The sequence below is a fragment of the Sphingobium tyrosinilyticum genome (assembly GCF_042654265.1).
GTDB lineage: Bacteria > Pseudomonadota > Alphaproteobacteria > Sphingomonadales > Sphingomonadaceae > Sphingobium > Sphingobium tyrosinilyticum.
Genome location: NZ_JBHSFZ010000015.1, coordinates 60,428 through 82,258, shown reverse-complemented (window position 1 = coordinate 82,258; position 21,831 = coordinate 60,428). Strand labels below are relative to the sequence as shown.

Below are 21,831 nucleotides of genomic sequence, written 5' to 3'. Positions count from 1 at the left end.
GAGCATGGCTTGACCCTTTATCTCCCATATGGGAGAGCGGATACATGCCATCGCTCTGGGCCGATCAGAATGAATTGTTCCTGCCGCTGGTGGACGGCATCCATGAAAGCCCCCCCTTTGGCGCCTTTCTGCGCAATCTCGTCGGGCGAACCTATGCCCGGCGCGCCTTCCTGATTGTTTCGCTGGCCAATGCCATGCCGGAGCAGGAGCCGACGGTAATCCATGTTGCGGCACCACGGGCATCGCAGGAGCCGCCGCTGGATTTTCGGCGGCTGGAGGCGCTGCGGCTGCATCCCTACGGCTCGTTGCGGCCAGGGCGCGTCTATGCGCTGGATGAGATGCTGAACTATGATAATGCTGAAGAGTTGGGGCGGCAGCGCGAAGCGTTGAACGAGATGAATATCCGCTATGGCCGCTGGCTGCGTGTCGCGGCGGGCGGCGTTGCAGACGCGCATTTCCTGCTGGTGCGGGAACGGGAGGATTTTTCTGCGTCGGCGGTGGCCGTCCTGTCGAGCATCGTGCCCCATTTCGCAGCGGCGCTACGGACGTTGGTCGCGCTAATCGAGGCGCAGCTACAGGTGGCAATGGCGCAGGGAGCGTTGGCGCGGCTGGGTGTGGCGCAACTGGCGTTCGATTGGGGCGGGCGGGTGATGGCGGCCGATCCAGCGGCGGAGGCGATGCTGGCCTTCACGGTCAAGCCGGGGCCTAGCCCGGAGAGGCGGCTGCAATTGCTGCCGGAGGTGGCGCATGCGCTCAACCGGGCTTGCGCGGAAATGGCGTCGGCCGCGCCCGGGGTGACGCGTGTGATCCGTATCGATGAAGCGCGGGAACTGGACCTGTTGCTGCGCAAGTCGGATGTAGCGCTAAGCGAACCGTGCGCTTTGCCCGCGGTGATCGGAATATTGCGCACGCCCCGGCGAGAGCCCGCCCTGGCGGCAACCGGTACCCTTGCGGCCTTGCATGGATTATCGGCGAGCGAGGCGGCGCTGGCCCACGCGCTGAGCAAAGGGGAGAGCATCGTCAGTGCGGGCGAGCAACTGCGCCTGACGAGTGAGACGGCGCGAAATTACTCCAAGCGGGTTTATGAAAAGACGGGGGCGAAGGGGCAGGCGGATCTGGTGCGGCTGATCCTGACCGGGCTGGCGCCTTTCGCCTGATGAGGCAGGCGGAGCTCTGATTTCCGTAGCCTCGAAACTGTAGAAATTTTGCTTCCTTCCTGCAACTTTCAGGGCGGCTCGTCTGGCGCTTTGACAGAAAAGAGAGTAAAGCGCCGCCCCACGCTACGCATATCAATCTGGACCAGCAGACGACTATGACCACTAGAAATGCTGCCCTTGGGGGCATCCGCGTTATTGACATGAGCCGCGTGTTAGCTGGCCCTGTTGGCGGGCAGATATTGGGCGACCTGGGCGCCGATGTGATCAAGGTGGAACGTCCTGGCGTCGGTGACGACGGCCGGGTGTACGGCCTGGCCGAGGTTCAGGGTAAGGATGGGATGAGCCTCCGCCAAGGGGGGTTCTTCGCGGCGGCAAACCGTAACAAGCGGTCCATCACACTTAACCATTCCAGGCCCGAGGGCCAGGAAATCCTCCTCAGGCTGGTGCGGACCGCCGATGTTCTGATCGAAAATTACAAGGTCGGCGATCTGAAGCGTTTCGGGCTTGATTATGAGAGCCTGAAGGCGATCAACCCCGGCCTGATCTATTGCTCCGTTACTGGTTTCGGCCAGACTGGACCGATGGCCGCGCGCCCGGGCTATGACGGGCTCTTCCAGGCGACAGGCGGCATGATGGCGGTGACCGGCATTCCGGACGGGCAGCCAGGAGCCGGGCCTCTCAAGGCGGGACCCAGCCTGGTTGATTTTATCACTGGCCATAATACCGCGATCGCTGTCCTGGCGGCCCTGCAACATCGTAACCGCACCGGTGAAGGGCAGCATATCGATATAGCCTTGCTGGATAGTTCGGTGGCGATGCTGAGCCATATCATGCAGGATTATCTGCTCAACGGTGTTCCGCCACCGCGCCTCGGCAATGGCGGCAATGGCGGCGGGCCGGCGGATCTGGTTCATACCAAGGACGGCATGCTGTATCTGACGGCAGGCGGCGACGAACATTGGCGCCGTCTTACCGTTCTGATGGGCCAACCTGAACTGTATCAGGACCCGCGCTTCGACGAGAACTACAAGCGTGGCAAGTTGAACCGCTTGGAGTTGATGGACATCATCAACGAATGGAGCCGTGGCTTCACTTCGGAAGAACTTCAGGCAATGTTCGATGAAGTCAGCATCCCTGCCGCGCGCTACAATGAATTGCCTGAAGTCTGGGAAGACCCGCAGGTCCAGCACCGGGGCCTACGTGTCACGACGCCGCATTCCTGGGCCGCGACGGGCTCGGTCGATCTCATTGCCAGCCCTTTGGCTAATATGTCAGCGTCTCCGGCCACGATCCGCAGGGCTCCGCCGCTGCTCGGCGAGCATACCGCCGAAGTGCTGGGCGAGTTGGGCTATGACGAAGCCCGCATTGATGAGCTGCAAGAGCTGAAGGTGATCTAATCCAGAGGGCTCCGGCGGCATTTATCAGGCCGCCGAAGCCCTTCTTCAGTTCGAGGTGACTAGGTTTGCGTGGCATACCGAGGGCTCGTTCGGAGATGATGTTGCGCTGGATTTGGTCTGTACTGGGGTAGAGTACCGACGCCGCGTCCGCCCCCGCGCTCGAGGCCGGCGCAACCCTGGGCGCCCCCCTCGCCAACGTCCTTTGCTACGATCGCGATCCTGTCCGTCGCACCGAAAGGCTCGTCGAACTGGCCGAGCTCGCCGCAACCTATGGCATCGCGCTCGCCATCGAATTTTATCCACCCTCCCAGGTCAAGACCCTCAGCGAAGCCCTCGGCGAAATCGACAAGACCGGCCGCAGCGACGTTGGTGTCACCCTCGACCTCCTCCACGTCATGCGCGGCGGCGATGTCGACGCCAGCTTCGTCCTCCTCAACCACCCTGCCATAGCCATTGCCCAACTCGCCGACGGACCCGCCACCATCGATCCCGCCCAAATCGAATGGGAAGCCGGCATCCAGCGCCTCCTCCCCGGACAAGGCGCGTTCCCCATCCCCGCCTTCCTCAACGCCCTCAATCCCAACACACCCCTCAGCATCGAAATACCCCAGCAAAACGCCATCGACAAAGGACTATCCCTCGAACGCGCCCGAAATGCCGTCAAAGCAGTAAGGGGATTCCTTCGGACTAAACTGCGCTGATCGAAAACGCAGCGTGCTGAAATTTTTTCTCCTCGGTAAAAAGCCCTATTTTTTACGCATCGCCGTAAAGAGAGGCTCGAAACAATCCGGACATTCGCCAAGTTGCGATCGATTGCTGTGCATTGCCGAAGGCGGCGCATAAAGTCGAATAAGGCCGGGCTGAGGGCTCAGTGGCACTCTCTATTTTCGCGCGCTATGGGTTTCCCAGACGGGAGGCATTGTGAAATGCAGATAAGAAATGGGCGCATGGTACCACCGCCCTCATTGGACGCCCTGGACAATAACATCATTGAAATCCTGCGGAAGAATGGCCGTGCGACCAACCAGGATATAGCGCAGCAGCTTTCGGTGACCGCAGCGACCGTTTCCGCGCGCTTGCAGAAGATGGAGGATGCGCGTGCGATGCGGGTGGTCGCTGTCACGGATTTCGCGGCGCGGGGTTATAATGTGATCATTGCAGTTGGCGTGCGGGTGCAGGGACGCAGCATCCAGGATGTGGGCCGGGACCTAGCGAAATTCCCTGAAGTGCTGAGCGTCAATGCCATGAACGGGGGCTATGACCTGGAGCTGATGGTCGCGTTGCATGATTTTTCCGAGGTTCAGGAATTTCTCTACGACCATATCTCGGGCATTGAGGGTGTAGCGCAGATCGATTCCGGTGTGGCTGTCGATATCGTGAAATATGAATTCAACGTGGTTCCACTATGACTGATATGAGCCGCCACCGGCTCGACCCGCTGGACCGCAAGATCGTCGAAAAGCTGTCGCGCGACGCCCGCATTTCCAATCGGGCGATTGCGGCAGAACTGAACGTGACGGAGGGCACCATCCGGTCGCGCATCAAGCGTCTGCAGAAGGAAGGGTTGATACACTTCACGGTCGTGACGGATTTCCGCCTGGCCGGATCGCCGAACCTTTGCATGATGGGGATCGACGCGGATCCGTCGCGTGTTACCGAACTTGCCGAGCAGATAAGGCGAATGCCGGAGATTAATTGCGTCGTGCTGCTGCTGGGCCGATACAATTTGCTGGCGATGGGGCTTTTCACCAACATCGAGCAGCTGAATGAATTGGTGACGAAGAAGGTACGGAGCCTGCCCGGCGTGCAACGGGTGGTGACAAACGTTTCCGTCCACAATCTCAAATATGAAGCTGGGGTGGCGAAGATCACTCGGGCGTCTGAGCCCAGTTGAAGCGCTTCCGAGGGACGGCATAGGCGGTTCCTTCCGGGAATCGATAACTATGTCGATGCCGACGGTGGGCAAAGGGGAAGAGGGTTCGAGAGATCCTGTCTGGATTTAATGGATGAGATAGCGAATCAAACCAGTTTTGGGGATCTCCTATCCGCTTGGAGGGGGCCGAAGGGGAGGGGTCGCCTATTCAAATTCTATTTTGCAGGTGGAAGTGCGTCCGGCTGCGCAGGCGATGGCAATGTCGTTGGTGACGTTGCCAACCGTACGGAAAAGGTCCGGTATCGCTTCGATCGCGAGGAGTAGGGGTAGCGCGGTGACGGGCACGCCGGCGGCGATGCAGACGGGCGCGATGGTTGCGAAGAAGGAGACCTGCGCCGGAAGGCCGACTGCGCCTAAGCTGACCGGCACCGCGACTAGCGCGATCAGCGCGAGTTGGCCCAGGCCGATGGGCACGGCATGGAGATGGGCGAGATAAAGGGTGACGGCGACGTTGGCGGCGACGCTTGCCGTGCGGAAGAGCGAGACGGCCATTGGCAGGACGATCGCGGTCCTTGCTTCCGGAACGTCAAGGGTGCGCGCGGCTTCGACCATGACCGGAAGGGTCGCAAGCGAGGATTGCGTGCCGAGCGCGACCGCCTGGGCCGACAAGGATGCGCGGGCGAAGCGCAGTGGCGAGACCCGGCCCAAGATTGCGGCCCAAAGATAGGCGAGCAGCGTCGCGGCAAGGCAGCAGGCGGCGACGATCGCGACATATTGAGCGAAGGCGCCCAGCACCCAGGCGCCCAGCCGCGCGCCCGCGCTAAAAGCCAGCGCGGCTATGCCGATTGGCGCAACGGCCAGGACCCAGCCAACGATCACCAGCATGGTTTCGACAAGGCCACTCAGCAGTTTCAGTAACGCCTCGGCCAAGGCCTCGCTGATCCGGGCGACCGCAAAGCCGAAGAAGAGCGCGAACACGACCAGCGGCACCATCGCGGTTTCGGCGGCCGCCCTGATGGGATTTGCGGGGATGATCGCGTGATACCATTCACCCGGCGAGGCAGGGGCAGGCGGCGCGCCCGCAGCCTGCGCCATGCCCTGTGCAACGGGCCAGAGCCGCAGCAACCCATCCGCCAATATCGCCGCCATGACGGAGGCGACTGTCAGCATAAGCGCAAAGAGGATGAGAGTGCGCATAGCGATGCTGCCCGCCGAGGCGCTGCGGGAGGCGGAGGCGACGCCAGTGACCAGCAGGCCGAAGACCAGCGGCACTACCGTCATGGTCAAGGCGTCGAGCCACAGGCTGCCGATGGGCAGGAGGACATGACCCAATGCCTTTTGCGGTGCTCCGCTGGTGACCATGCCTGCAATGAGCCCCGCGGCCAGACCGGCGAGCAATTGCAGCGGGCGCGCCTTGACCGCGATCAAGGCAGGCTCGCCCGTCGCTCGATCACTGCGGCGACCACCGCAATGCGCTCGACGTCGGCATAGGCATCGCTTTCCAGCTCCTCCCCGAAGACATCGGGGTCGATCTCTTCGTAATGGAGCAGGCATTGCTGCTGCTGTGCAAGATCGGTGAGCTGCTCGCGCAACTTGTCCCTGCCATCGACAATCGCGCTGCCGGTATAGAGGATGCACCGGCCACCCGCCGCCAATCGAGGGATGGCCTGCCGTGCCATGTCCAACGACAGCTTGCCGCCATGCATGCCGCCGCCGTCGCGATAGGCGCGGCCTGCGGCGTCCGCGATATAGGGCGGGTTTGCGAGCAGCAGGTCGAATTGGCCCCCAATCTCCGCCAGGTCGCCGGTCTCGACAAAATGCGCGTCCACGCCCGCCGCCCGCGCATTGATCCGCGCCAGATGCAGGGCGAAGGGGTTGATGTCGGTCATGACTATGTCGGCCGATGGGCACAGATGCGCGGCGACAATCGCGCCTGCCCCGGCGCCAGTGCCAATGTCCACCAGCCGCGCGCCTGCCTTTTGGGGATGATTGGAAAGCTGCTGGCGTATCAGCCGGGCGAAACGGTAGCTGTCGGGACCGAAGAATACCGCGTCCTGGCCGTCAGTGGGATAGGCGGAATGGAGGATGAGATCATCGCCAAGGGAAGAGACGCGGAGGCGGCTCTTAAGACCATCGCCCTGCTGCTTCACCATTTCGGCGTCCCGCAGGATGCGGAGCAGCAGCGGGTCGATCTGCTGCGGATCGAAGGGAAGCGACCAGCCGAAAATGTCGCGGAGGTCATGGGCTCGGGACTGGGAGGCGCGTGCGAGGACGCGGGCATGGGTTGCAGGCGTGGGCGTGACGAAGTGATAGTCACCTTCTTTCAGGAAGGTGATGAGATCGAGGAGTGCGGCTTCCTTGTCGCTGGTCCCTGCTTTGCCCGATAGGTGGACCATGCGTTCTTCTCCATTTGTTGAAGCTTTGAACGCTGTTGGCGGGCTTTGGTTGTCGGGAGCTGTGCGCTTTTTGGAAGAAGAAGGCTTCGACAAGCTCAGCCCGAACGGGTGGCGTGGCATTCCACTCCGTCATCCTGCACCTGTTTCAGCATGACGGAGTGGGGAAACGGGCCGGGTGGAGGTCATCCTGCCCACCCGTAACGCGATTTTACTCAGCCCAGAACGTCACCGGACCGATCAGGCCGCTTGGGCGCAGCGGCGCGCCGGCTTTGTAGGTGGGGACAGCGGTGTAGGTGATCTTCTGCGCGCCGGGCTGCTGATCGCCGATGAGCCGGTTGACCCAGAGATTGGCGACCTTGACTTCCAGCCGGTTGGTGCCGGATTTGACGTACCGGCCGATGTCGAGGCGGTAGGGCGCGAACCAGGTCGTTCCTGCAAGCTGGCCATTGACCCGGACTTCGGCAAGGTCGCCGACCTTGCCCAAGTCCAGCCAAAGGGGCTGGCCGCGCTTTGCGCCCTTGGGCAGGGTGAAGCGGCTGCTATAGGTCGTGACGCCGGAGAAATAACGGACGCCCTTATCCTCTGCCTCGTTGAGGGGGGAGAGTTGGGCCATGCCGAGGGAGGCAGGCGCGCCACGGCCGGGCTGGAAGCTGAGCTGCCAGGGTTGGTCCAGCGTTGCCAACTGGCGCGGCGCGGGTGCCGGGAGCGTGGCCGATGACGCGGTGGCAGGCTTGCGGAAGAGGATGAAGAAAGCATCCTCTGCGCCCACATCGAGCGGAATGACGGTTTCCTGGCCCTCGGTCCGATAAGAGACGGGTGCGGCGGTGCCGTCGATGGCGCGCCAGATTTCGGGCTGGCGGCCGGTGATGCGGAAGCGGGCCTCGACCTTCTCGGCACGGTTCTGGCGGTTGTTGACGAAATAAAGGTCGCCGTCGGGCAGTTTGCGGTGGACGAAACGATAGTCGCTATCGGATGCGCCGCCGGTGACACGGAAGTCGGGCGCGATGCCGATACGGGCGAGCGCGGCGTCCGGGTCCGCACCGGGAATGATGCGCGGCTTGGCCGTGGTCGTGCCTTTCCAGAGGCGGTCGACAAGCGCGGTGAAGGCGGCCGGATCGTCCTTAAACGCGGGGTCGCGCTGCGGCGCTTCGCCGATGATGGGAACGCCTGCGTCAGCCAGCGCGGCGATGCGGCGCAGGGTCGGCAGCGTCATGACGCGGCTCGACCCTCCGAGATAGACCGCGCGGTAACGGGCTCCGCCAGGCGCGACGAGCTGTCCATCCTCTACCTTCAGCACGTTGGACAGGATGTCCGCATTGATGAAGTCATAGGCATAACCCTTCGGCAGGCCAGCGGGCGCGCCGGTGAGGAAGAGGGCGGTGATGGGCGCATCTTCGCCAGGGAACCAGGCGAGGTCGGCATGGTCGCGGCCCTGCTGGAGCAGATAGCCGGTGCGCGCCATATAATCGACCCAGGGCTTGGCCATGTCCGCCCAGCTTTCATGCCGGTTGAAATATTGGCCGAAGATCATCAGCGACAGGCCGGGCAGCTTGTCATCGACCGGCTGATGGACCGAAGTGTGAACGATCGGCCGGTTGACGCCGGACGCAAATTCCAGGTCGATGATGCGCTTCAAGTCGGAAGGCGCGAACGCCCAGGGAGAAAAGACGGACGTCATCGATTCCGCCGAGACGATGTTCTGGCCATAGATATGGGCGACCGACGCCGCGCCCTTCATGTCGCCGAGCAGGGTCGGGCGCGGAGTGCTGTCCCGGTTCCAGGTCCAGAGCGCCGCCATCGGCACATCGGCGTAGCGGCGCATGGTGAGGTCATCGCCCAATACCGGGCGGCCATCCTCCAGCGCTTCGCCATAGACCTTCATGCCGTTTTCGTGCGCGACCTTGGCGATGGTGCCATAATGGGAGTCGGCCAACAGATCGGCGAGGGTGCGGCGGAAATCATAGAGGAACGCCTCGCTGCGGGCGGGCGAACCGACGATCGTGCCGGTGAGTACGGGAAGGTAGGGCAGCGGGTCATAGCCGCGCCGTGCGGTGAACTCCTCGACCATGCGGGGCGTCCAGTTGGATGCGCCGACCTCTATGCTGTCGGTAAGGAGCGCGCGGATGCCCTTTGCGCCGATCCAGTCCGGGCCGACCGCATCGCGATACATGGACAGGTAGGTTTCCATGTAGCGGCGGACGGCGGCGGGATCATATTTATCGACCTCCAGGCCGGTCGCTTCGACGGTGGCGGGATGATTGACCTTGCCGGTGGGCGAATAGCCGAGGCGGAGGACGCGCCAGTCGCTGCCCGAGGGCGCGGTCCAGTCGAGCGTGCCGTCAGGGCGGAGATGGCTGCTGATGTCGATCACCTTGGCTGGATCGACTGCGCCCGCGGTCGAGGATGCCGGGACCGGCAGGCTGCTATAGTCGCGCAGCACGGTGAAGCCTGCCTTGGCTTCGACACGATCGATACGCGGCTCGGCCGACAGGCGCAGTTCGCCGATGGGGAGCGTCGCCTTTCGGGCGCGGGCAAAAATATCCATGGAGATCGCGCCGGGCACGCCTTCGCCGAGGCCCGGCGCGGGTCGTGCGTCATTCGGGCGCAGAACGACGCGGAACCGGCGGGCGGTCGTTGCCGGGAAGGCGATGGTGGTCGCTGCTTCGGACAGGGCGAAGTCGCCCAGCGCGCGCCAGCTGCCGCCCTGTTCCGCCTCCAGCACGGGCCGGTAGGCGGGGTCGCGGAAGGGGGGCTTGGCGTTGGGGATGAAGATGGTGGCGGAGCGGACTGTAACCGGCTTGCCATAATCGAGGGTCAGCGTGCCGGGCTGCTCCGCGGTTCCAGTGGAAACTTTCACAGCGCTGTCGAGGTCGGCGTCGGTGAGTGCGGCCGCGTCGAGGGCGCTGCCGTCAGGAAGGCGCAGCTGAGGGACGGGCAAAGCGACAGGCTTTACCGGATATACGAGGACGCGCGCGTCGCGATAGAGCGGGGCGAGCGGCTTTGCGCCTTCGACCGCGCCGGGCATGGCTTCGGTAAGATGCGCGTTCTGGAACGGGCCTGCGACACCGGGCGGCACCGGCAGCGGGCCGGTGAAGCGGCGGCCGCCCTTTACATCGGCTTCCGCCCAGACGAGCTTCTTCATCGCGTCCTCGGGCTTGACCCAGGGGCCGCCCGTTTCGCTCCAGCCGGGAGAGGAAGCGATAGCGAATTCAAGACCCTTAGCATCGGCGGTCCGGACGGCGTGGGCGAACGCGTCCTTCCACTCAGGCGTCATGTAGGACAGGCGCTTGGGCACGATCTGGGGGGTGAGCAGGCTGGCGTCGAAATTCTGCACGCCCCCGATGCCCATGCGCGCCATCCAGTCGAGATCCTTGTCGATCCCTTCCTTCGTGACATTGCCGTTCATCCAATGCCACCAGACGCGTGGACGGGCGCTCTGTGGCGGGTTGCGGAAGCCGTCGGCCAGTTCGTCGGCGAGCAGAGGGCTGGCGAAGGCGGTGCAGGCGAGGAGCAGCGCGAGGCGCAGGGTGCGGGTCTTCATTGAGAGGTCCTCGAGGATCAGCGAGAGGCGGTCAGCAGGCCGTGCATGCGCAGCCAGTCGGTGAATTGCGGCAGTAGGCCGGTGGTGGTGGTGCCGGGGCGGCCGATGCCAAAGCCGTGGTCGCCACGCTCATAGGCGTGCAGTTCGACCGGGCGGCGGGCGTTGCGCCAGGCTTCGGCGATGGCGAAGCCCTGCTTCCTGAACAGGCCGTCGTCCATCGCGATGGCCGCGAACATGGGCGGCGCGTCGGTGGGCACGGTGACGGTGGTCATGGGGCCGTAGATATAGCCGATGAAGGCGGGGCGAGCGCTCCCTTGTCCTTCCAGCGCAGCGTTGAGGGCGGTCATGGCGCCGGCGGAGAAGCCGATCATGCCGACGCGGGCGGGATCGACGCGGAATTCCTTGGCGCGGGTGCGGATCAAGGCGAGGGCGGCGAGCGCATCCTGGGTGGCGCGGGGTTCCTTGATGTCCGCGCCGGGCAGGTTGCGGGCGGCCTGGCCCATGCGTTGGCCCAAGGCGCTCATGAACGCCTTGGAATCGCGGGGCGTTTCGTTGAGGCGATATTTGAGCACGAAGGCAGCGATGCCCTGTTCCGCGAGCCAGCGGGCGATGACTTCGCCCTCGCTCGACATGGAAAGCGACATGAAGGCTCCGCCGGGCGCGACGACCACGGCTGCGCCGGTCGCCTTGGCCGGGTCGGGCAGATAGGGGGTGATGGTGGGACGGGTGACGTTGCGGACGGTGTCATTGTCGATGACGATCTGGCCATATTTGCCGCTGACATGCTCCCACTGTTCCTTGTCCGCGTCCTTCGCGGCCGGGTAGAGCGGGATTTCGGCGAGCTTGGGCTTTGCGATCGGGGTGATCTGCATTTGCGCGGCGGCGGGCGTTGCAATGGCAAGGGCCAGCGCGGTCAGGGCCAGATGCTTCATCGAACGGGTCTCCTCTCTTCTGTTCTATTCTTCAGATCGCGTTGGCGCGAGCGATGGCACCATAGACGGCTGCGCTCGGCTTGGGAATGCGGGCGAAGGTCGTGGGATCAACGCTGTGCAGGCCGAACTTGGGACGATAGCCGAAGATCCATTCGAAATTGTCGATCAGCGACCAGTGGCAGTAGCCCATGACGGGCACTCCGGAGGCCATCGTCTTTTGCAGTTCGGCGAGCGCGGCCGGGATGAAGCGGGCGCGGATGCTGTCGTCGGCGGCGCCGACGCCATGTTCTGTGACGAAGATGGGCACGCCGCTCGCCTGATGGGCGTAGCGGACGGCGCCCGCGAGGGACGGGGCATAGACTTCCGCGCCGCTATAGTTGAGCGGCGCGCCCTTGGGCGGAGGGAGCTTGCCCTTGTCGCTCCACATGTTGCGCTCGTAGTTCTGGACGCCGAGGAAATCGTCGGCGCGGGCGGTTTCGAGCCAGTTGCCGTAAAGCTCCCGCCGCTTGGCGTCGCGGAGGCTGTTGCGGCCGATGGCTTGATCATCGAACATGGAGAGGGAGAGGCCAACCGGCAAGTCGCCGCGCACGGCCTTTATCGCTGCCTTGGCGGCCTTGTGCGCGGGGACGAGGTTCGCCTGCATGGCGTCGAGGTCGTCCAGATTGGCGGCGTTGAGCGCCGTGAATTTGGGCGTGCCCATGCGACGGGCGGCTTCGGCGAGCATGGTCTTTTGCGCTTCCAACACCTGCGGGGGGAGGATGACGGCGCGCAGGACGAGGAGGATGTTGGGTTCGTTGAAGGTGATGGCGTGGCTGATGCCGTCCGCCAGATGCCGGGCGGCGCGGTCGCAGAAGCGAGCGAAGAGCTGGATGCTTTCGCCGTTCGTCCAGCCGCCCATGGCGCTGAACCAGCGGGGCGCGGAGAAATGGTTGAAGGTGACGACGGGATTGAGGCCCCGCTCGCGTGCGCCCGCTATCATGCGCTTGTAATGATCGAGCATGGCGACGGAGAAGAGGCCGGGTTCGGGCTCAATGCGTGCCCATTCGATGGAGAAGCGATAGCTGTTGAGGCCCATGCCCCTGGCGAGGTCCATATCCTGCGGCCAAAGCGCGAAGCTGTTGGCGGCGTCGCCCGATGGCACCGAATAGATGGTCGGTTTGATATTTTCGAGCAGCCACTGGTCGCTGGCGATATTATTGCCTTCGATCTGATGCCCGGCTGTGGAAGCGCCCCAGAGGAAGCCCTTGGGGAAGCTGCGGCTGCTCAGCCGGTCGGCGGCCGCGAGCGCGGGGCTGGCCGCAAGCGCCGCGCCGGTGGCGAGCAGGGTCCGGCGGTCGATCATGTCTCTCTCTCCCTTTTTGGGTTAGTTTGTTGTGTCCTGGATGAAGGCGCAGATTTCGTCGGCAAGGCGGCCGTCCGCTGTGCCGAGGTGCATGGGCAGGCTGTAGTGATTATGTCCGCTGACGATCATCGCGCGGGGCATGACGCCGTGGCGGGTGAGCCTGTCCTGGAGCAGGGCGAGGAATTCCTGCTGAAAACGGGCGGGGTCATGCTGGGCGCAGGCGATGAAAAGGGGGAGGTTAGTGGAAGCGATGGCTTCGAGCGGCATGCGCTCGGGGTAAAGAGACGGGTCGCCATAATAGAGCGTGTCTCGCTCATCGAGCGGGGTGTAGCCGTAAAGGCCCGAGAGCAGGATGGCGGCGCGGATGTCGGCGGTGCCGGAGCGCTTGATATAGCCGGCGACATGGACGGCCCCGGCTGAGGTTCCGGCAAGGACGATGCGGGTCGGGTCGCCGCCATGCTGCGCGGCGTTGGCCTTTGTCCAGGCGATGAGGGCGGCGACGTCTTCGGGGCCAGCGGGCCATTGGTGATCAGGCGCCAGGCGGTAGTTGGGAACGATGCCGACAAAGCCCGCCTGCGCGGCCATGCGGCCGACATTGGCGTTGGGCCAGTTCTGATCGTCGCCCTTGTCGCCTTTCAGGAAGCCGCCGCCATGGAAGAATATGAGGATGGGGGCGTTTGAGGCGCCTTGCGGGGCGTATAGGTCGAGGCGATGGCGTTCGTGGGGGCCGTAAGGGAGGTCTGTGGCGGAAGCGCGCACGCGTTCCGCAAATGCGCTCTGTTCCGCACCAAAGAGCGCCTTGACCTGATCGAGAATGGCAGGACCCAGGGTCTGACCCATGGCTGCGATGCTGTCCTTCATCCTCTCCCTTTCCTCACCGCCGGGGCGAGATGGGCGGTCCTGCACGAACCGCCCGCCCACCTGATTTAGAACCGTGCCTCGAACGACACACCGAAGGTGCGTTCAGCTTCGCGCGTCCGCCAGTTCACATAGCCGCCATCCGAGAAGGGCAAGCCGAGGATCGCCGAGTTGAAATCAACGTCGAACAGGTTACGCACGAACCCACCGACGCGCCATGCGCCGTCCGCATCGCCGATGCCCAGGTTGACGTTTACCACCTCATAGGCTGGCTGAATGGTGTTCTTATCGCCAACAGCATTCTGCGTCTTCGACCGGAAGGACAGGTTGCTGGACGCGTCGAAGGTCAGCCGGTCGGTAATCGGATATTCCCAGTTTGCGCCCAGGACGATGCTATATTTGGGGGAGCCCGGCAGGACTTCGCCGCTGGCGTCGAACAACTGGCCCGGCGTGGCCGACGCGTTGCAGACGGTCGCGGCCGTTCCAGCGACGACGAACACGGTCGGACAGGCGGTGATGTAATCGGTGAATTTCGCGTCCGAATAAGTGAAGGACGCGTTGACCGAGAAGGTCTTGGATGGCCGGGCGACCAGTTCCACTTCGAAGCCCTTCACTTCTGCGCCACCGGCATTTTCGGTGAGAAATTCCTGACCATCGAACACCGACGTCTGAAGATCCTTATACTTATCCCAGAAGGCATTGAGGTTCACGGTCAGCGTGCGATCGAGAAACTGCATTTTTGCGCCAGCCGTGATGTCGTCCACCGTCTGCGGCGCCACGGTGCTGCGCGTACCGCTGAGACCGGAGAAAGTGACCGTCGGCCCCAGATAGCCGCGCGCGTAGGTGGCGTAGAAAAGGAGGTCGCGATCGGGCTTATATTCCAGGCCCAAGCGGCCCGAAATGTCGGTCTTCTTGGCACGGCCGGTCTGCGGTGCGCGGACCGCGTAGGGTAGGGTGCCCGAGGGCGTGAAGTTGTTGGCGGGCGTCGGCGGGACGAACGGCTCCAGTTCGGGATCGACATAGGAGTAGTTCAGTGCCGTCACCTTGTCGCGGGTCAGACGCGCGCCGCCGAGCAGGCTTAGCGTGTCGGTGATGTGATATTTGCCGTCGAAGAACAGCGCGGCACTGTCCGACTTGGTGCGCGTTACATTGTAGCCAGCCGTGATTGAAATAGTCGGGAAGGTCGAATAGGGCAGCGCCGGACGCAGGATTGCGCTCTGCCCGCCGCCAAGGCCGGTCTTCTGGCGCGAGAAGAAGAGCCCGGCGATATATTCAAGCGGCTGACCCTGGGGAGACGTTAACCGCAGTTCTTGCGAATAGAAGCGCTTGGTTTCGCCCTTCGACTTGGCGAAGAATTTTTCATAGGGCAGACCGTCGATCGCGTAGGTGAAAGGCGCTTCGTTGAATTCGCGCCAGGCGGAGACGGAGGTCAGTGTGTAGTCGCCCAATTCCAGGTCCAGCTGAAGCGAAGCGCCGTAATTTTCGACGTCGTAGAAGCCCGCGCCATCCTCGATCGACACTTCATTGTGCAGGTCGGGCGTGACGCCCAGCGCGGCGAGATTGACAAAGGGAACACCCGCGATGCCGCCAGGCGCGGTCTGCGCGGCGGACAGCTTGTTGAGCGTCCAGGTTTGCCCCGGCCCCTTCTGCTTCTGGCGGGAATAGTCGCCGATCAGCGTGACAGACAGCCCTTCGGTCGGCTCCACCAGCAGCTTGGCGCGGGTGCCGTAATAATGCTGGCCGCCCCAGGTTTCGTCGCGGACGACATTCTTGATGAAGCCGTCATAGGCGCGGTCGAAGGCATAGATGTTGAGCGCGGCCTTGCTGCCGATGGGCACGTTGACCGCGCCATGAATGTCCCGTTCGTCAAACGAGCCATAGGAGCCATAGATATTGCCGCTGAATTCGCCCAGCTCGGGTTTTTTGGTCGTGATGTTGATGACGCCCGACGAGGCGTTCTTCCCGAACTGGGTGCCCTGAGGCCCCTTGAGCACTTCGATGCGTTCGAGATCGCCCAGGCTGTTGACCGGGCTGCCGAAGCCGATGACGACGTTGTCCACGACCAAGCCGACCGGCGCTTCCGATGCGCTGGTAAAGCCGCCCAACGTCCCGACGCCGCGCACGCGGAAGCCCGCGTCATTGGGCGTCGTCCCGAACTGCACGCCCGAGAAGGTATAGGCGATGTTAGTCAGATCCTTGAAACCAGTCGCGGCGAGTTGTTCGCCCCCGAGCGCGGATACGGCGAGGGGCACGTCCTGCAGACGTTCGGCGCGGCGCGTGGCAGTGACGACGATGTCCGCGCTGGAGCCGGAGGCTTGCTCGGCCGCCTGCTCGGGCGCGGTGGCTTCCTGTGCGAAGGCGGGCGTGGCGAGGGCCAGCAGGCTGGCGCCTGTCAAAGCTTTGGTGATCTTACGCATGATGTTTCCTCTCCCCTTTTTAATTACTGTTCGTCGATGATGCGGTTGGTGAGCGTGCCGATGACGCCGATGCTGATTTCGACCTTGTCGCCAGCCTTCATGTAGAGAGGCGGGGTGCGCTTATCGCCGACGCCGCCGGGGGTGCCGGTGGCGATGACGTCGCCGGGCGCGAGGGGCGTGAAGGCCGAGATATATTCGATGACCGTGGGGATATCCCAGATCATGTCGCTGACCGGCTGGTCCTGGACCAGTTCGCCGTTGAGGCGGGTCTGGACGCGCTGGGACGCGAGGTCGCCCGCCTCGTCGGGCGTCACCAGCGTGGGGCCGAAGCCGCCTGTGCCGGGGAAGGTCTTGCCGGGCGTGAATTGGATATTATGGCGCTGCCAGTCGCGGGCGGAGCCGTCGTTGAAGCAGGCGTAACCGGCGATGTAGGCCATAGCGTCGGCGCGGGCGACCTTGTGCGCGGGCTTGCCGATGATGACGGCCAATTCGCCTTCATAGTCGAAGCGGGTCGTGACGGAGGGCTTCACCATTGGCTGGCCGTCCGCGACGAGGCTGTCGGCATAGCGGACGAAGATTGCCGGATGCTCCTTCTGCTCGCGGCCGGTTTCCTTCACATGTTCGGCATAGTTGAGACCGACGCAAAGGATCTTGGCCGGGTCCGGGATGACGGGCAGCAAGACGATGTCGTTGCGGTTGAAGCTCGCGCCGTCGGTGAGGCCCGCAAGATTGCCTGCGGCGAGCGCAGCCTTGAGGCTGGGCGCGCCGGTCAGTTCGACGATCGCCTCGTCGTCCAGGCGGCCGAAGCTGGGGGTGCCGTCGGGGCGGCGGAAGCTCACATAACGCATTAGGCTTGTTCCTCATTGAGCGGTTGCGGGCCCCAGTCGCGGCGGTGGCGGAATTTTTCCTCGGCCGCGCGGAGCCCTGCGAAATCCTTGTCCGACATGCCCCATTGGTCGATGCGGCCTTCGGGCCAGGTCCAGTCTTCGGGCGCGCCGGGTTGATAGTCCTCCGGGACCTTCTCGACGGCGGTCGAGAATTCGATCACCGGGCCGAAGGGGGCGATGAAATAGGCAAAGACATTGGCGCCCGGACCGTGTCGACCGGGGCCCCAGGCGGGGACCATGCCATGGTCGCGCAGGCGGCCGATGCCGCGCATCACTGCGTCCATGTCCGCCATTTCGAAGGCGATATGGTTGAGGGAGGAGAAACCCGCGCGGGCGAAGGCGGTCGAGTGGTGGGATTCGTTGCAGCGGACGAAGACCATGCCCTTGGTGCGGTCGGAGACGCGGAAGCCCAGCGCCTGCTCGATCAGCGTTCCGGTGGCTTCAGCATCGGTCGCGTTGAAGACGATATGGGTCAGCTTGACGGGTAAGTCCTTGCCCTCGATCGGGGCGACTTCGCTCGTGTCGGTGAGGAAGCGGAGCAATTCGCCTTCGGCCAGTTCGACGATGATGCCACGGCCGCCGCCCGGATCGTCCGAGGTGACCGGGCGCGCGGGGAGATTGGCTCGGGTGACGCTGACCTTCAGTTCCTCCAGCCGCTCGCGCGCGCAGGTGAAGGTGGTGGAGCGGACATAGGCCTCCGCCGACTCTTCGAGCGCGACGAGATAGGGGAAGGGGCCTGAGCCGCGCAGATAATGGGTCTGCCCACGGACTTCAGCGGAGGCCATGCCCCATATGCCGGTCAGGAAGGCAGCGGCCTCTGCGGCGTGGGGCAGCGCCAGTTCGATGCTGCGTAATTTCATGATGCGGCTCCGTGGGTAAGGCCGGCGGCGGTGATCCCGGCGATGGCGCAGGCTTCGTCTATGTCGCCCGTGTCGCCGCTGGTCCCGACGGCGCCGATTAGCCGCCATTCCGAGTCACGGATGATGACGCCGCCGGGTGACAGAGCGAGCTGGCCGCCGGTGACGGCCACCACGCTCTGGAAGAAGGCGGGGTTGGCGACGGCGCGGGTCGCGATGACCCGTGTATCCGCTCCCAACCCCAATGCGCCCGAGGCCTTTGCCCTGGCTATGTCGAAGCGGAAGAGACTGGCGCCGTCCTCGCGCGCGAAGGCGACGGGGTGCGCGCCTGCGTCGAGGATGACGATCGCGAGCGGCTGCGCATCCTGCGCGCGGGCGTGGGTGAGCGCGGCGTCGAGGATGGAGCGTGCCTGGGCGAGTGTGATGGTCATGGCCGGAGCTTTCCTTCGAGCTGGGCGAGGAGGTCGGCGGGTGCGCCGGTGCCAAAGACATAATGGTCCGGGCGGACGAGGACGGCTTGCGCGTCATGGGCGGTGAGCCAATCCTCGATCGCGCCTTCGGTTATGAGGACGACGGTGATCTCGGTGGGGGCGTCGATGGGCGCGCGGGAGAAGAGACGCCAGCCGCTGCCGGTGATGTCGTCGAGTAACTGGCCATTGACGCAGGGCTGGATGAAGCGTTCACCTGCACCGGGCATGCCAGTGGCAACGATGCCCTGCGCGATGGGCGGGATGAGGTCGGCGGCGGTGCCTTGACTAACGCTCTTGGCGGCCTCGCGCATCTGCGTGTCGCGGGCGGCGGCCTGTGCGGGGTCGAGCATGCAGATGTAGCGGCCAGCGGCGACGGCGGCGGAGATGACCGCGCGGACATGGGGGTCACGCTCTGTCTGGTAGCTGTCGAGGAGGGTGGCGGGGGCGCGATCGGCCAGCGCCAGTTCGAGTTTCCAGGCGAGGTTCGCGATGTCGCGCAGGCCGTGGCACATGCCCTGACCGAAGAAGGGCGGCGTCTGATGCGCAGCGTCTCCGGCAAGGAAGACGCGGCCCTGCCGCCATTGTTCGGCGATGAGGCCGTGGAAGCGGTAGGTGGCGGCGCGTACGATCTTGTGCGGGACGTCGGTCAGATAGGGAGCGACGAGCGCGGCGACATTGTCCGGCTGCATCAGGACGCTGTCATCCTCACCGGGGAGGAGCATGAATTCCCAGCGGCGGTGATTACCACGGCCCGGCACGATGGTCGCGGGACGCTTTGGGTCGCAGATCATGACCGAGAGCTTCTGCAGATCGGCAGCTTTCGGCACGCCCCAGAGATCGGGGAAACGGACCGGGCCATCGACTTCGGCATCGACGACGAGCCAGGGTTCCTCAAAATCGAGATCGTCAAGCGCGATGCCGAGCGCCTTGCGAACAGCGCTGCGGGAACCGTCGCAGGCGATGACATAGCGGGCGCGTTCGGTGCGGTTGCCCGAGAGGCGGAGGGTGACGGCTTCGTCGTCCTGTTCCAGCCCTTCGAACGCGGTGCCGAGCTGCACGGCGACATTGGGATAGGCGGCGAGCGCGTTGCGGAGATGCTGTTCCAGTTCGGGCTGGTAGAAGAAATAGTCGTTGGACCAGCTGAACGGGCGGGGGCGGCCGACCGTGCCCATATAGCGGATGACGCCATGGTCCGCGCCGACATGAAGATGACCTTCGGTATCGCGCATGTCGGGGGCGACGCGATCGATGACGCCCGCCGATTGGAACAGGCGCATCATCTCATGATCGAGATGGACGGCACGGGGGAGGGGATAGGGCTGCGCCTCCTGCTCGACGACGAGCACTGACAGGCCCGCCTTGCCGAGGAGATTGGCGGCAAAAGCCCCTACCGGACCGCAACCGATGATCGCTACGTCGAACATTCTGGGATCGGCTCTTTCAGGCGGAAACCGGCTGGGCGGCGGGGGCTTTGTGAAGGCGGCCGCCCTGCATGATCACCGTGAGGCGCGCGGGATCCTGGAGGATGGCAATGTCCTGCGTGGGATCGCCGTCGACCAAGAGGAGGTCGGCAAGATAATTTTCGCGGATGAGGCCGACCTGCTGGCCCATCAACTGGCCGCCGAGCATGGTTGCAGCGCTCAGCGCCTCCGCCGGGGTGAAGCCGTAATAGTCCACGAAGTGCTGGAGATCGCGGGCGTTGCGGCCATGGGGATTGAAGGGGAAGCCATAGTCGCCGCCGATAAGGATGCGCACGCCCCGGCGCTTGAGTTCTGGAACGAGGTTCGCCTCCAGCTGCAGGCGCTGGGTGGCGCTGGCCTTCATCGCTCCCATGTCGATATGCGGCGGCGGCGTGGCTTCGAGCGCGGCGACCGACACGCCGGGGCCGGGAGCATAGAAGAAATCAGCCTTGTGCGCGGCCATCAGGTCGATGGCGGCTTCGTCGGCGAAGGAGCAATGATAGAGGATGCGAGCGCCAGCCCTGATCGCCATCTCGATGGCGCGGGTGGAGTAGGTATGGGCGGCGATCCACAGGCCGTTCTCCTTTGCCGCTTCGCCTGCGGCCTCGATTTCCTCGTCGCTGTAGAGAATGTCCTGGGCTGATCCGGGCTTCAGCGCATCCTCGCCCGAGATGACGAGCTTCACCGACTTGACGCGGGTGTCGCGGCAATGGTCCATGAACGCGCGCATCGCGTCCGGGCCGCGGCCGTTGAAGACATCACCGGTCTCCACGCCCTGTTCGCCTTCGGGGCTGCGTTCGAGGGTGGAGGGGATAAGGCGCGGGCCTGCGGTTTCCCCCGCCTCAATGGCGCAGGCGAGGGCAGCCTCTATATTTTCGCCAAGGGCTCCGGCGGAATAGGCGCTGGTGAAACCATGGTCGAGCAGGACGCGGGCGTTGCGCCAGGCGGCGGTCTTCAGTTCCTCGGGCGGCAGGATGAACTGGTGGTAGATATGCTCGACGGAGCTGCCCCAGGTGAGATGGCAATGGGCGTCAACCATGCCCGGCATGAGGGTGTTGCCTCGCCCATCGATGCGGGTGTCGCTCGTGATCGTCGTGAGGTCTGCGCCTTCGGGAAGAATGGCGGCGATCTGGTCGCCGTCGATCAGCACAGAGCCCGGCGCGCTGGCAGCGCCGCTACCATCGAAAATGCGCACATCATGGATGAGCTGCCGCATGCCTTCCTCTCCCGGTCCTTGTCTTGCCGGGCAGGGAATGCGCCATTATTTCACAAAAGAAAAATAATCATTTTTTCTATTACCATAGTCACCGGCTATGGATGAGTTGGTCAAGCAGGTGTTGAGCCAGAGCGGATAGCCGGGCGCCCTTCAGCTTGCGGATGCCGATGCTGCGGGGAAATATGGCTTCCTGAATCGCGATGGCGCGCAGGACGCCGATGGATAATTCGGCGGCTGCGACCTGCATCGGGAGGATAGTCACGCGGCTGCTGGCCCGCACGATCGCCTTGGTGGTGAGAAGAGAGTCACAGCGGATGCTGTCACGCGGCACGGCAGCGCTCGCGCCCAGGAACAGCGCGTCGATCTGGCGGCGGAATGCGCCGCGTGCTTCGGGGAGGACCCAGCGGAGGTCCGCTACATCCTTGAGCGAGACTTCGCTTGGCAGATGTTCGTTGGCGCGGCCGACTATGAGGGCGAAGGGGTCCTGCGAAAAAGTGATTTCGTCTAGGTCGTCGGGCGGCGTGTCTATGCCGGTGGTGACGAAGGCCAATTCTATGTCGCCCTGACGCAGCAGGGTTGCGAGGTCGGGATCGGGCCGTTCGATGACGTGGAGCGCGAAGCTGCCGATGTCATCTTCCAGGAAGCGGACCGCGCCGGGGAGAAGGCTGACCAGCGCGCCGGGTGTGCCTCCGATGCGCAAAGGGCCGGCGATGCCCTGACGGGACAGTTGCAGCTCTTCCTCGGCGTCTTTCAACAGCCCCTCCATCGCCTGAGCGCGGCGGAGCAGCATGCGTCCTTCGGCGGTGAGCAGGATGCCCGCGCGTGAGCGTTCGAGCAGGGTTGCGCCGATCGATTGTTCGAGCTGCGCAATGGCGATGGAAACGGAGGGCTGAGAAATGTTGAGTAGCCGCGCGCCGCCGCTGATCGAATTAGCGCGGCAGACGGCAAGGAAGGTGCGGAGGGCTCTGGGGTCGATCATTTATCGCGGCTGTTATGCCTGCCCCCTTCGTCATGCTGAAATTGGTTCG

The 21,831-nt window shown here is 64.1% G+C and carries 18 protein-coding genes; 5 read left to right on the top strand and 13 right to left on the bottom strand.

Annotation, left to right across the window (positions count from 1 at the left end):
- The first annotated feature begins 44 nt into the window (after positions 1-44).
- The 5 genes from ACFO3E_RS09145 (at position 45) to ACFO3E_RS09125 (ending at position 4,448) form a co-directional block, all read left to right on the top strand.
- Positions 45-1,157, top strand: coding sequence for a helix-turn-helix transcriptional regulator (locus tag ACFO3E_RS09145; protein ID WP_380804011.1), 1,113 nt, complete (start codon positions 45-47; stop codon positions 1,155-1,157).
- Positions 1,158-1,312: 155 nt separating this feature from the next.
- Positions 1,313-2,554, top strand: a complete 1,242-nt coding sequence (locus ACFO3E_RS09140) for a CaiB/BaiF CoA transferase family protein (protein ID WP_380804008.1) — start codon at positions 1,313-1,315, stop codon at positions 2,552-2,554.
- 176 nt (positions 2,555-2,730) lie between these two features.
- Positions 2,731-3,255, top strand: a complete 525-nt coding sequence (locus ACFO3E_RS09135) for a sugar phosphate isomerase/epimerase family protein (RefSeq protein WP_380804145.1) — start codon at positions 2,731-2,733, stop codon at positions 3,253-3,255.
- Between the two features lie 246 nt (positions 3,256-3,501).
- Positions 3,502-3,963, top strand: a complete 462-nt coding sequence (locus tag ACFO3E_RS09130) for an Lrp/AsnC family transcriptional regulator (RefSeq protein WP_380804005.1) — start codon at positions 3,502-3,504, stop codon at positions 3,961-3,963.
- Complete coding sequence (locus tag ACFO3E_RS09125; RefSeq protein WP_082919732.1) at positions 3,960-4,448, top strand: Lrp/AsnC family transcriptional regulator; 489 nt, start codon at positions 3,960-3,962, stop codon at positions 4,446-4,448. Before ACFO3E_RS09130 ends, ACFO3E_RS09125 begins: the two co-directional genes overlap by 4 nt.
- A gap of 183 nt (positions 4,449-4,631) precedes the next feature.
- Here ACFO3E_RS09125 and ACFO3E_RS09120 read toward each other — a convergent pair whose 3' ends face one another.
- From ACFO3E_RS09120 to ACFO3E_RS09060, 13 genes are all read right to left on the bottom strand, one after another.
- Positions 4,632-5,855: a dicarboxylate/amino acid:cation symporter gene (locus ACFO3E_RS09120; protein ID WP_380804003.1), complete on the bottom strand. Its 1,224-nt coding sequence runs from the start codon at positions 5,853-5,855 to the stop codon at positions 4,632-4,634.
- A complete protein-coding gene (locus ACFO3E_RS09115) occupies positions 5,852-6,823 on the bottom strand; it encodes a methyltransferase (protein ID WP_380804000.1) in 972 nt (323 codons plus the stop codon). The genes ACFO3E_RS09120 and ACFO3E_RS09115 overlap by 4 nt, the downstream gene beginning before the upstream one ends.
- Positions 6,824-7,031: 208 nt before the next feature.
- Positions 7,032-10,364 carry a glycosyl hydrolase gene (locus tag ACFO3E_RS09110; RefSeq protein WP_380803997.1) on the bottom strand — a complete coding sequence of 1,111 codons (3,333 nt, stop codon included), beginning with the start codon at positions 10,362-10,364 and terminating at the stop codon, positions 7,032-7,034.
- A gap of 17 nt (positions 10,365-10,381) precedes the next feature.
- Entirely contained in the window at positions 10,382-11,296 is a 915-nt protein-coding gene (locus tag ACFO3E_RS09105; RefSeq protein ID WP_380803994.1) for an alpha/beta hydrolase, read from the bottom strand.
- A 31-nt stretch (positions 11,297-11,327) separates the two neighbouring features.
- Positions 11,328-12,638, bottom strand: a complete 1,311-nt coding sequence (locus tag ACFO3E_RS09100) for a family 1 glycosylhydrolase (RefSeq protein WP_066530374.1) — start codon at positions 12,636-12,638, stop codon at positions 11,328-11,330.
- 21 nt (positions 12,639-12,659) lie between these two features.
- A complete protein-coding gene (locus ACFO3E_RS09095) occupies positions 12,660-13,499 on the bottom strand; it encodes an alpha/beta hydrolase (RefSeq protein ID WP_066530372.1) in 840 nt (279 codons plus the stop codon).
- A gap of 65 nt (positions 13,500-13,564) precedes the next feature.
- On the bottom strand, positions 13,565-15,913 hold the full coding sequence (locus ACFO3E_RS09090) for a TonB-dependent receptor domain-containing protein (protein ID WP_380803991.1): 2,349 nt from the start codon (positions 15,911-15,913) through the stop codon (positions 13,565-13,567).
- A gap of 23 nt (positions 15,914-15,936) precedes the next feature.
- Positions 15,937-16,761, bottom strand: a complete 825-nt coding sequence (locus tag ACFO3E_RS09085) for a fumarylacetoacetate hydrolase family protein (RefSeq protein ID WP_066530365.1) — start codon at positions 16,759-16,761, stop codon at positions 15,937-15,939.
- Positions 16,761-17,660 carry a VOC family protein gene (locus ACFO3E_RS09080; RefSeq protein WP_066530363.1) on the bottom strand — a complete coding sequence of 300 codons (900 nt, stop codon included), beginning with the start codon at positions 17,658-17,660 and terminating at the stop codon, positions 16,761-16,763. Before ACFO3E_RS09080 ends, ACFO3E_RS09085 begins: the two co-directional genes overlap by 1 nt.
- The gene (locus ACFO3E_RS09075; protein WP_066530361.1) at positions 17,657-18,088 is read right to left on the bottom strand and encodes a GlcG/HbpS family heme-binding protein; all 432 of its coding nucleotides are present in this window, start codon (positions 18,086-18,088) and stop codon (positions 17,657-17,659) included. Before ACFO3E_RS09075 ends, ACFO3E_RS09080 begins: the two co-directional genes overlap by 4 nt.
- On the bottom strand, positions 18,085-19,551 hold the full coding sequence (locus ACFO3E_RS09070; protein ID WP_066530358.1) for a bifunctional 3-(3-hydroxy-phenyl)propionate/3-hydroxycinnamic acid hydroxylase: 1,467 nt from the start codon (positions 19,549-19,551) through the stop codon (positions 18,085-18,087). The genes ACFO3E_RS09075 and ACFO3E_RS09070 overlap by 4 nt, the downstream gene beginning before the upstream one ends.
- A 16-nt stretch (positions 19,552-19,567) precedes the next feature.
- Positions 19,568-20,803: an amidohydrolase family protein gene (locus ACFO3E_RS09065; RefSeq protein WP_380803986.1), complete on the bottom strand. Its 1,236-nt coding sequence runs from the start codon at positions 20,801-20,803 to the stop codon at positions 19,568-19,570.
- An 88-nt stretch (positions 20,804-20,891) separates the two neighbouring features.
- Positions 20,892-21,782 carry a LysR family transcriptional regulator gene (locus tag ACFO3E_RS09060; RefSeq protein ID WP_066530352.1) on the bottom strand — a complete coding sequence of 297 codons (891 nt, stop codon included), beginning with the start codon at positions 21,780-21,782 and terminating at the stop codon, positions 20,892-20,894.
- Positions 21,783-21,831: the final 49 nt, after the last annotated feature.

Excerpts from the sequence above, each read along its gene's own strand:
- ACFO3E_RS09145 (WP_380804011.1), top strand. The coding sequence starts at position 45 with ATGCCATCGCTCTGGGCCGATCAGAATGAATTGTTCCTGCCGCTGGTG.
- ACFO3E_RS09140 (WP_380804008.1), top strand. The coding sequence starts at position 1,313 with ATGACCACTAGAAATGCTGCCCTTGGGGGCATCCGCGTTATTGACATG.
- ACFO3E_RS09130 (WP_380804005.1), top strand. The coding sequence starts at position 3,502 with ATGGTACCACCGCCCTCATTGGACGCCCTGGACAATAACATCATTGAA.
- ACFO3E_RS09125 (WP_082919732.1), top strand. The coding sequence starts at position 3,960 with ATGACTGATATGAGCCGCCACCGGCTCGACCCGCTGGACCGCAAGATC.
- ACFO3E_RS09115 (WP_380804000.1), bottom strand. The coding sequence starts at position 6,823 with ATGGTCCACCTATCGGGCAAAGCAGGGACCAGCGACAAGGAAGCCGCA.
- ACFO3E_RS09110 (WP_380803997.1), bottom strand. The coding sequence starts at position 10,364 with ATGAAGACCCGCACCCTGCGCCTCGCGCTGCTCCTCGCCTGCACCGCC.
- ACFO3E_RS09105 (WP_380803994.1), bottom strand. The coding sequence starts at position 11,296 with ATGAAGCATCTGGCCCTGACCGCGCTGGCCCTTGCCATTGCAACGCCC.
- ACFO3E_RS09100 (WP_066530374.1), bottom strand. The coding sequence starts at position 12,638 with ATGATCGACCGCCGGACCCTGCTCGCCACCGGCGCGGCGCTTGCGGCC.
- ACFO3E_RS09095 (WP_066530372.1), bottom strand. The coding sequence starts at position 13,499 with ATGAAGGACAGCATCGCAGCCATGGGTCAGACCCTGGGTCCTGCCATT.
- ACFO3E_RS09090 (WP_380803991.1), bottom strand. The coding sequence starts at position 15,913 with ATGCGTAAGATCACCAAAGCTTTGACAGGCGCCAGCCTGCTGGCCCTC.
- ACFO3E_RS09085 (WP_066530365.1), bottom strand. The coding sequence starts at position 16,761 with ATGCGTTATGTGAGCTTCCGCCGCCCCGACGGCACCCCCAGCTTCGGC.
- ACFO3E_RS09080 (WP_066530363.1), bottom strand. The coding sequence starts at position 17,660 with ATGAAATTACGCAGCATCGAACTGGCGCTGCCCCACGCCGCAGAGGCC.
- ACFO3E_RS09075 (WP_066530361.1), bottom strand. The coding sequence starts at position 18,088 with ATGACCATCACACTCGCCCAGGCACGCTCCATCCTCGACGCCGCGCTC.
- ACFO3E_RS09070 (WP_066530358.1), bottom strand. The coding sequence starts at position 19,551 with ATGTTCGACGTAGCGATCATCGGTTGCGGTCCGGTAGGGGCTTTTGCC.
- ACFO3E_RS09065 (WP_380803986.1), bottom strand. The coding sequence starts at position 20,803 with ATGCGGCAGCTCATCCATGATGTGCGCATTTTCGATGGTAGCGGCGCT.
- ACFO3E_RS09060 (WP_066530352.1), bottom strand. The coding sequence starts at position 21,782 with ATGATCGACCCCAGAGCCCTCCGCACCTTCCTTGCCGTCTGCCGCGCT.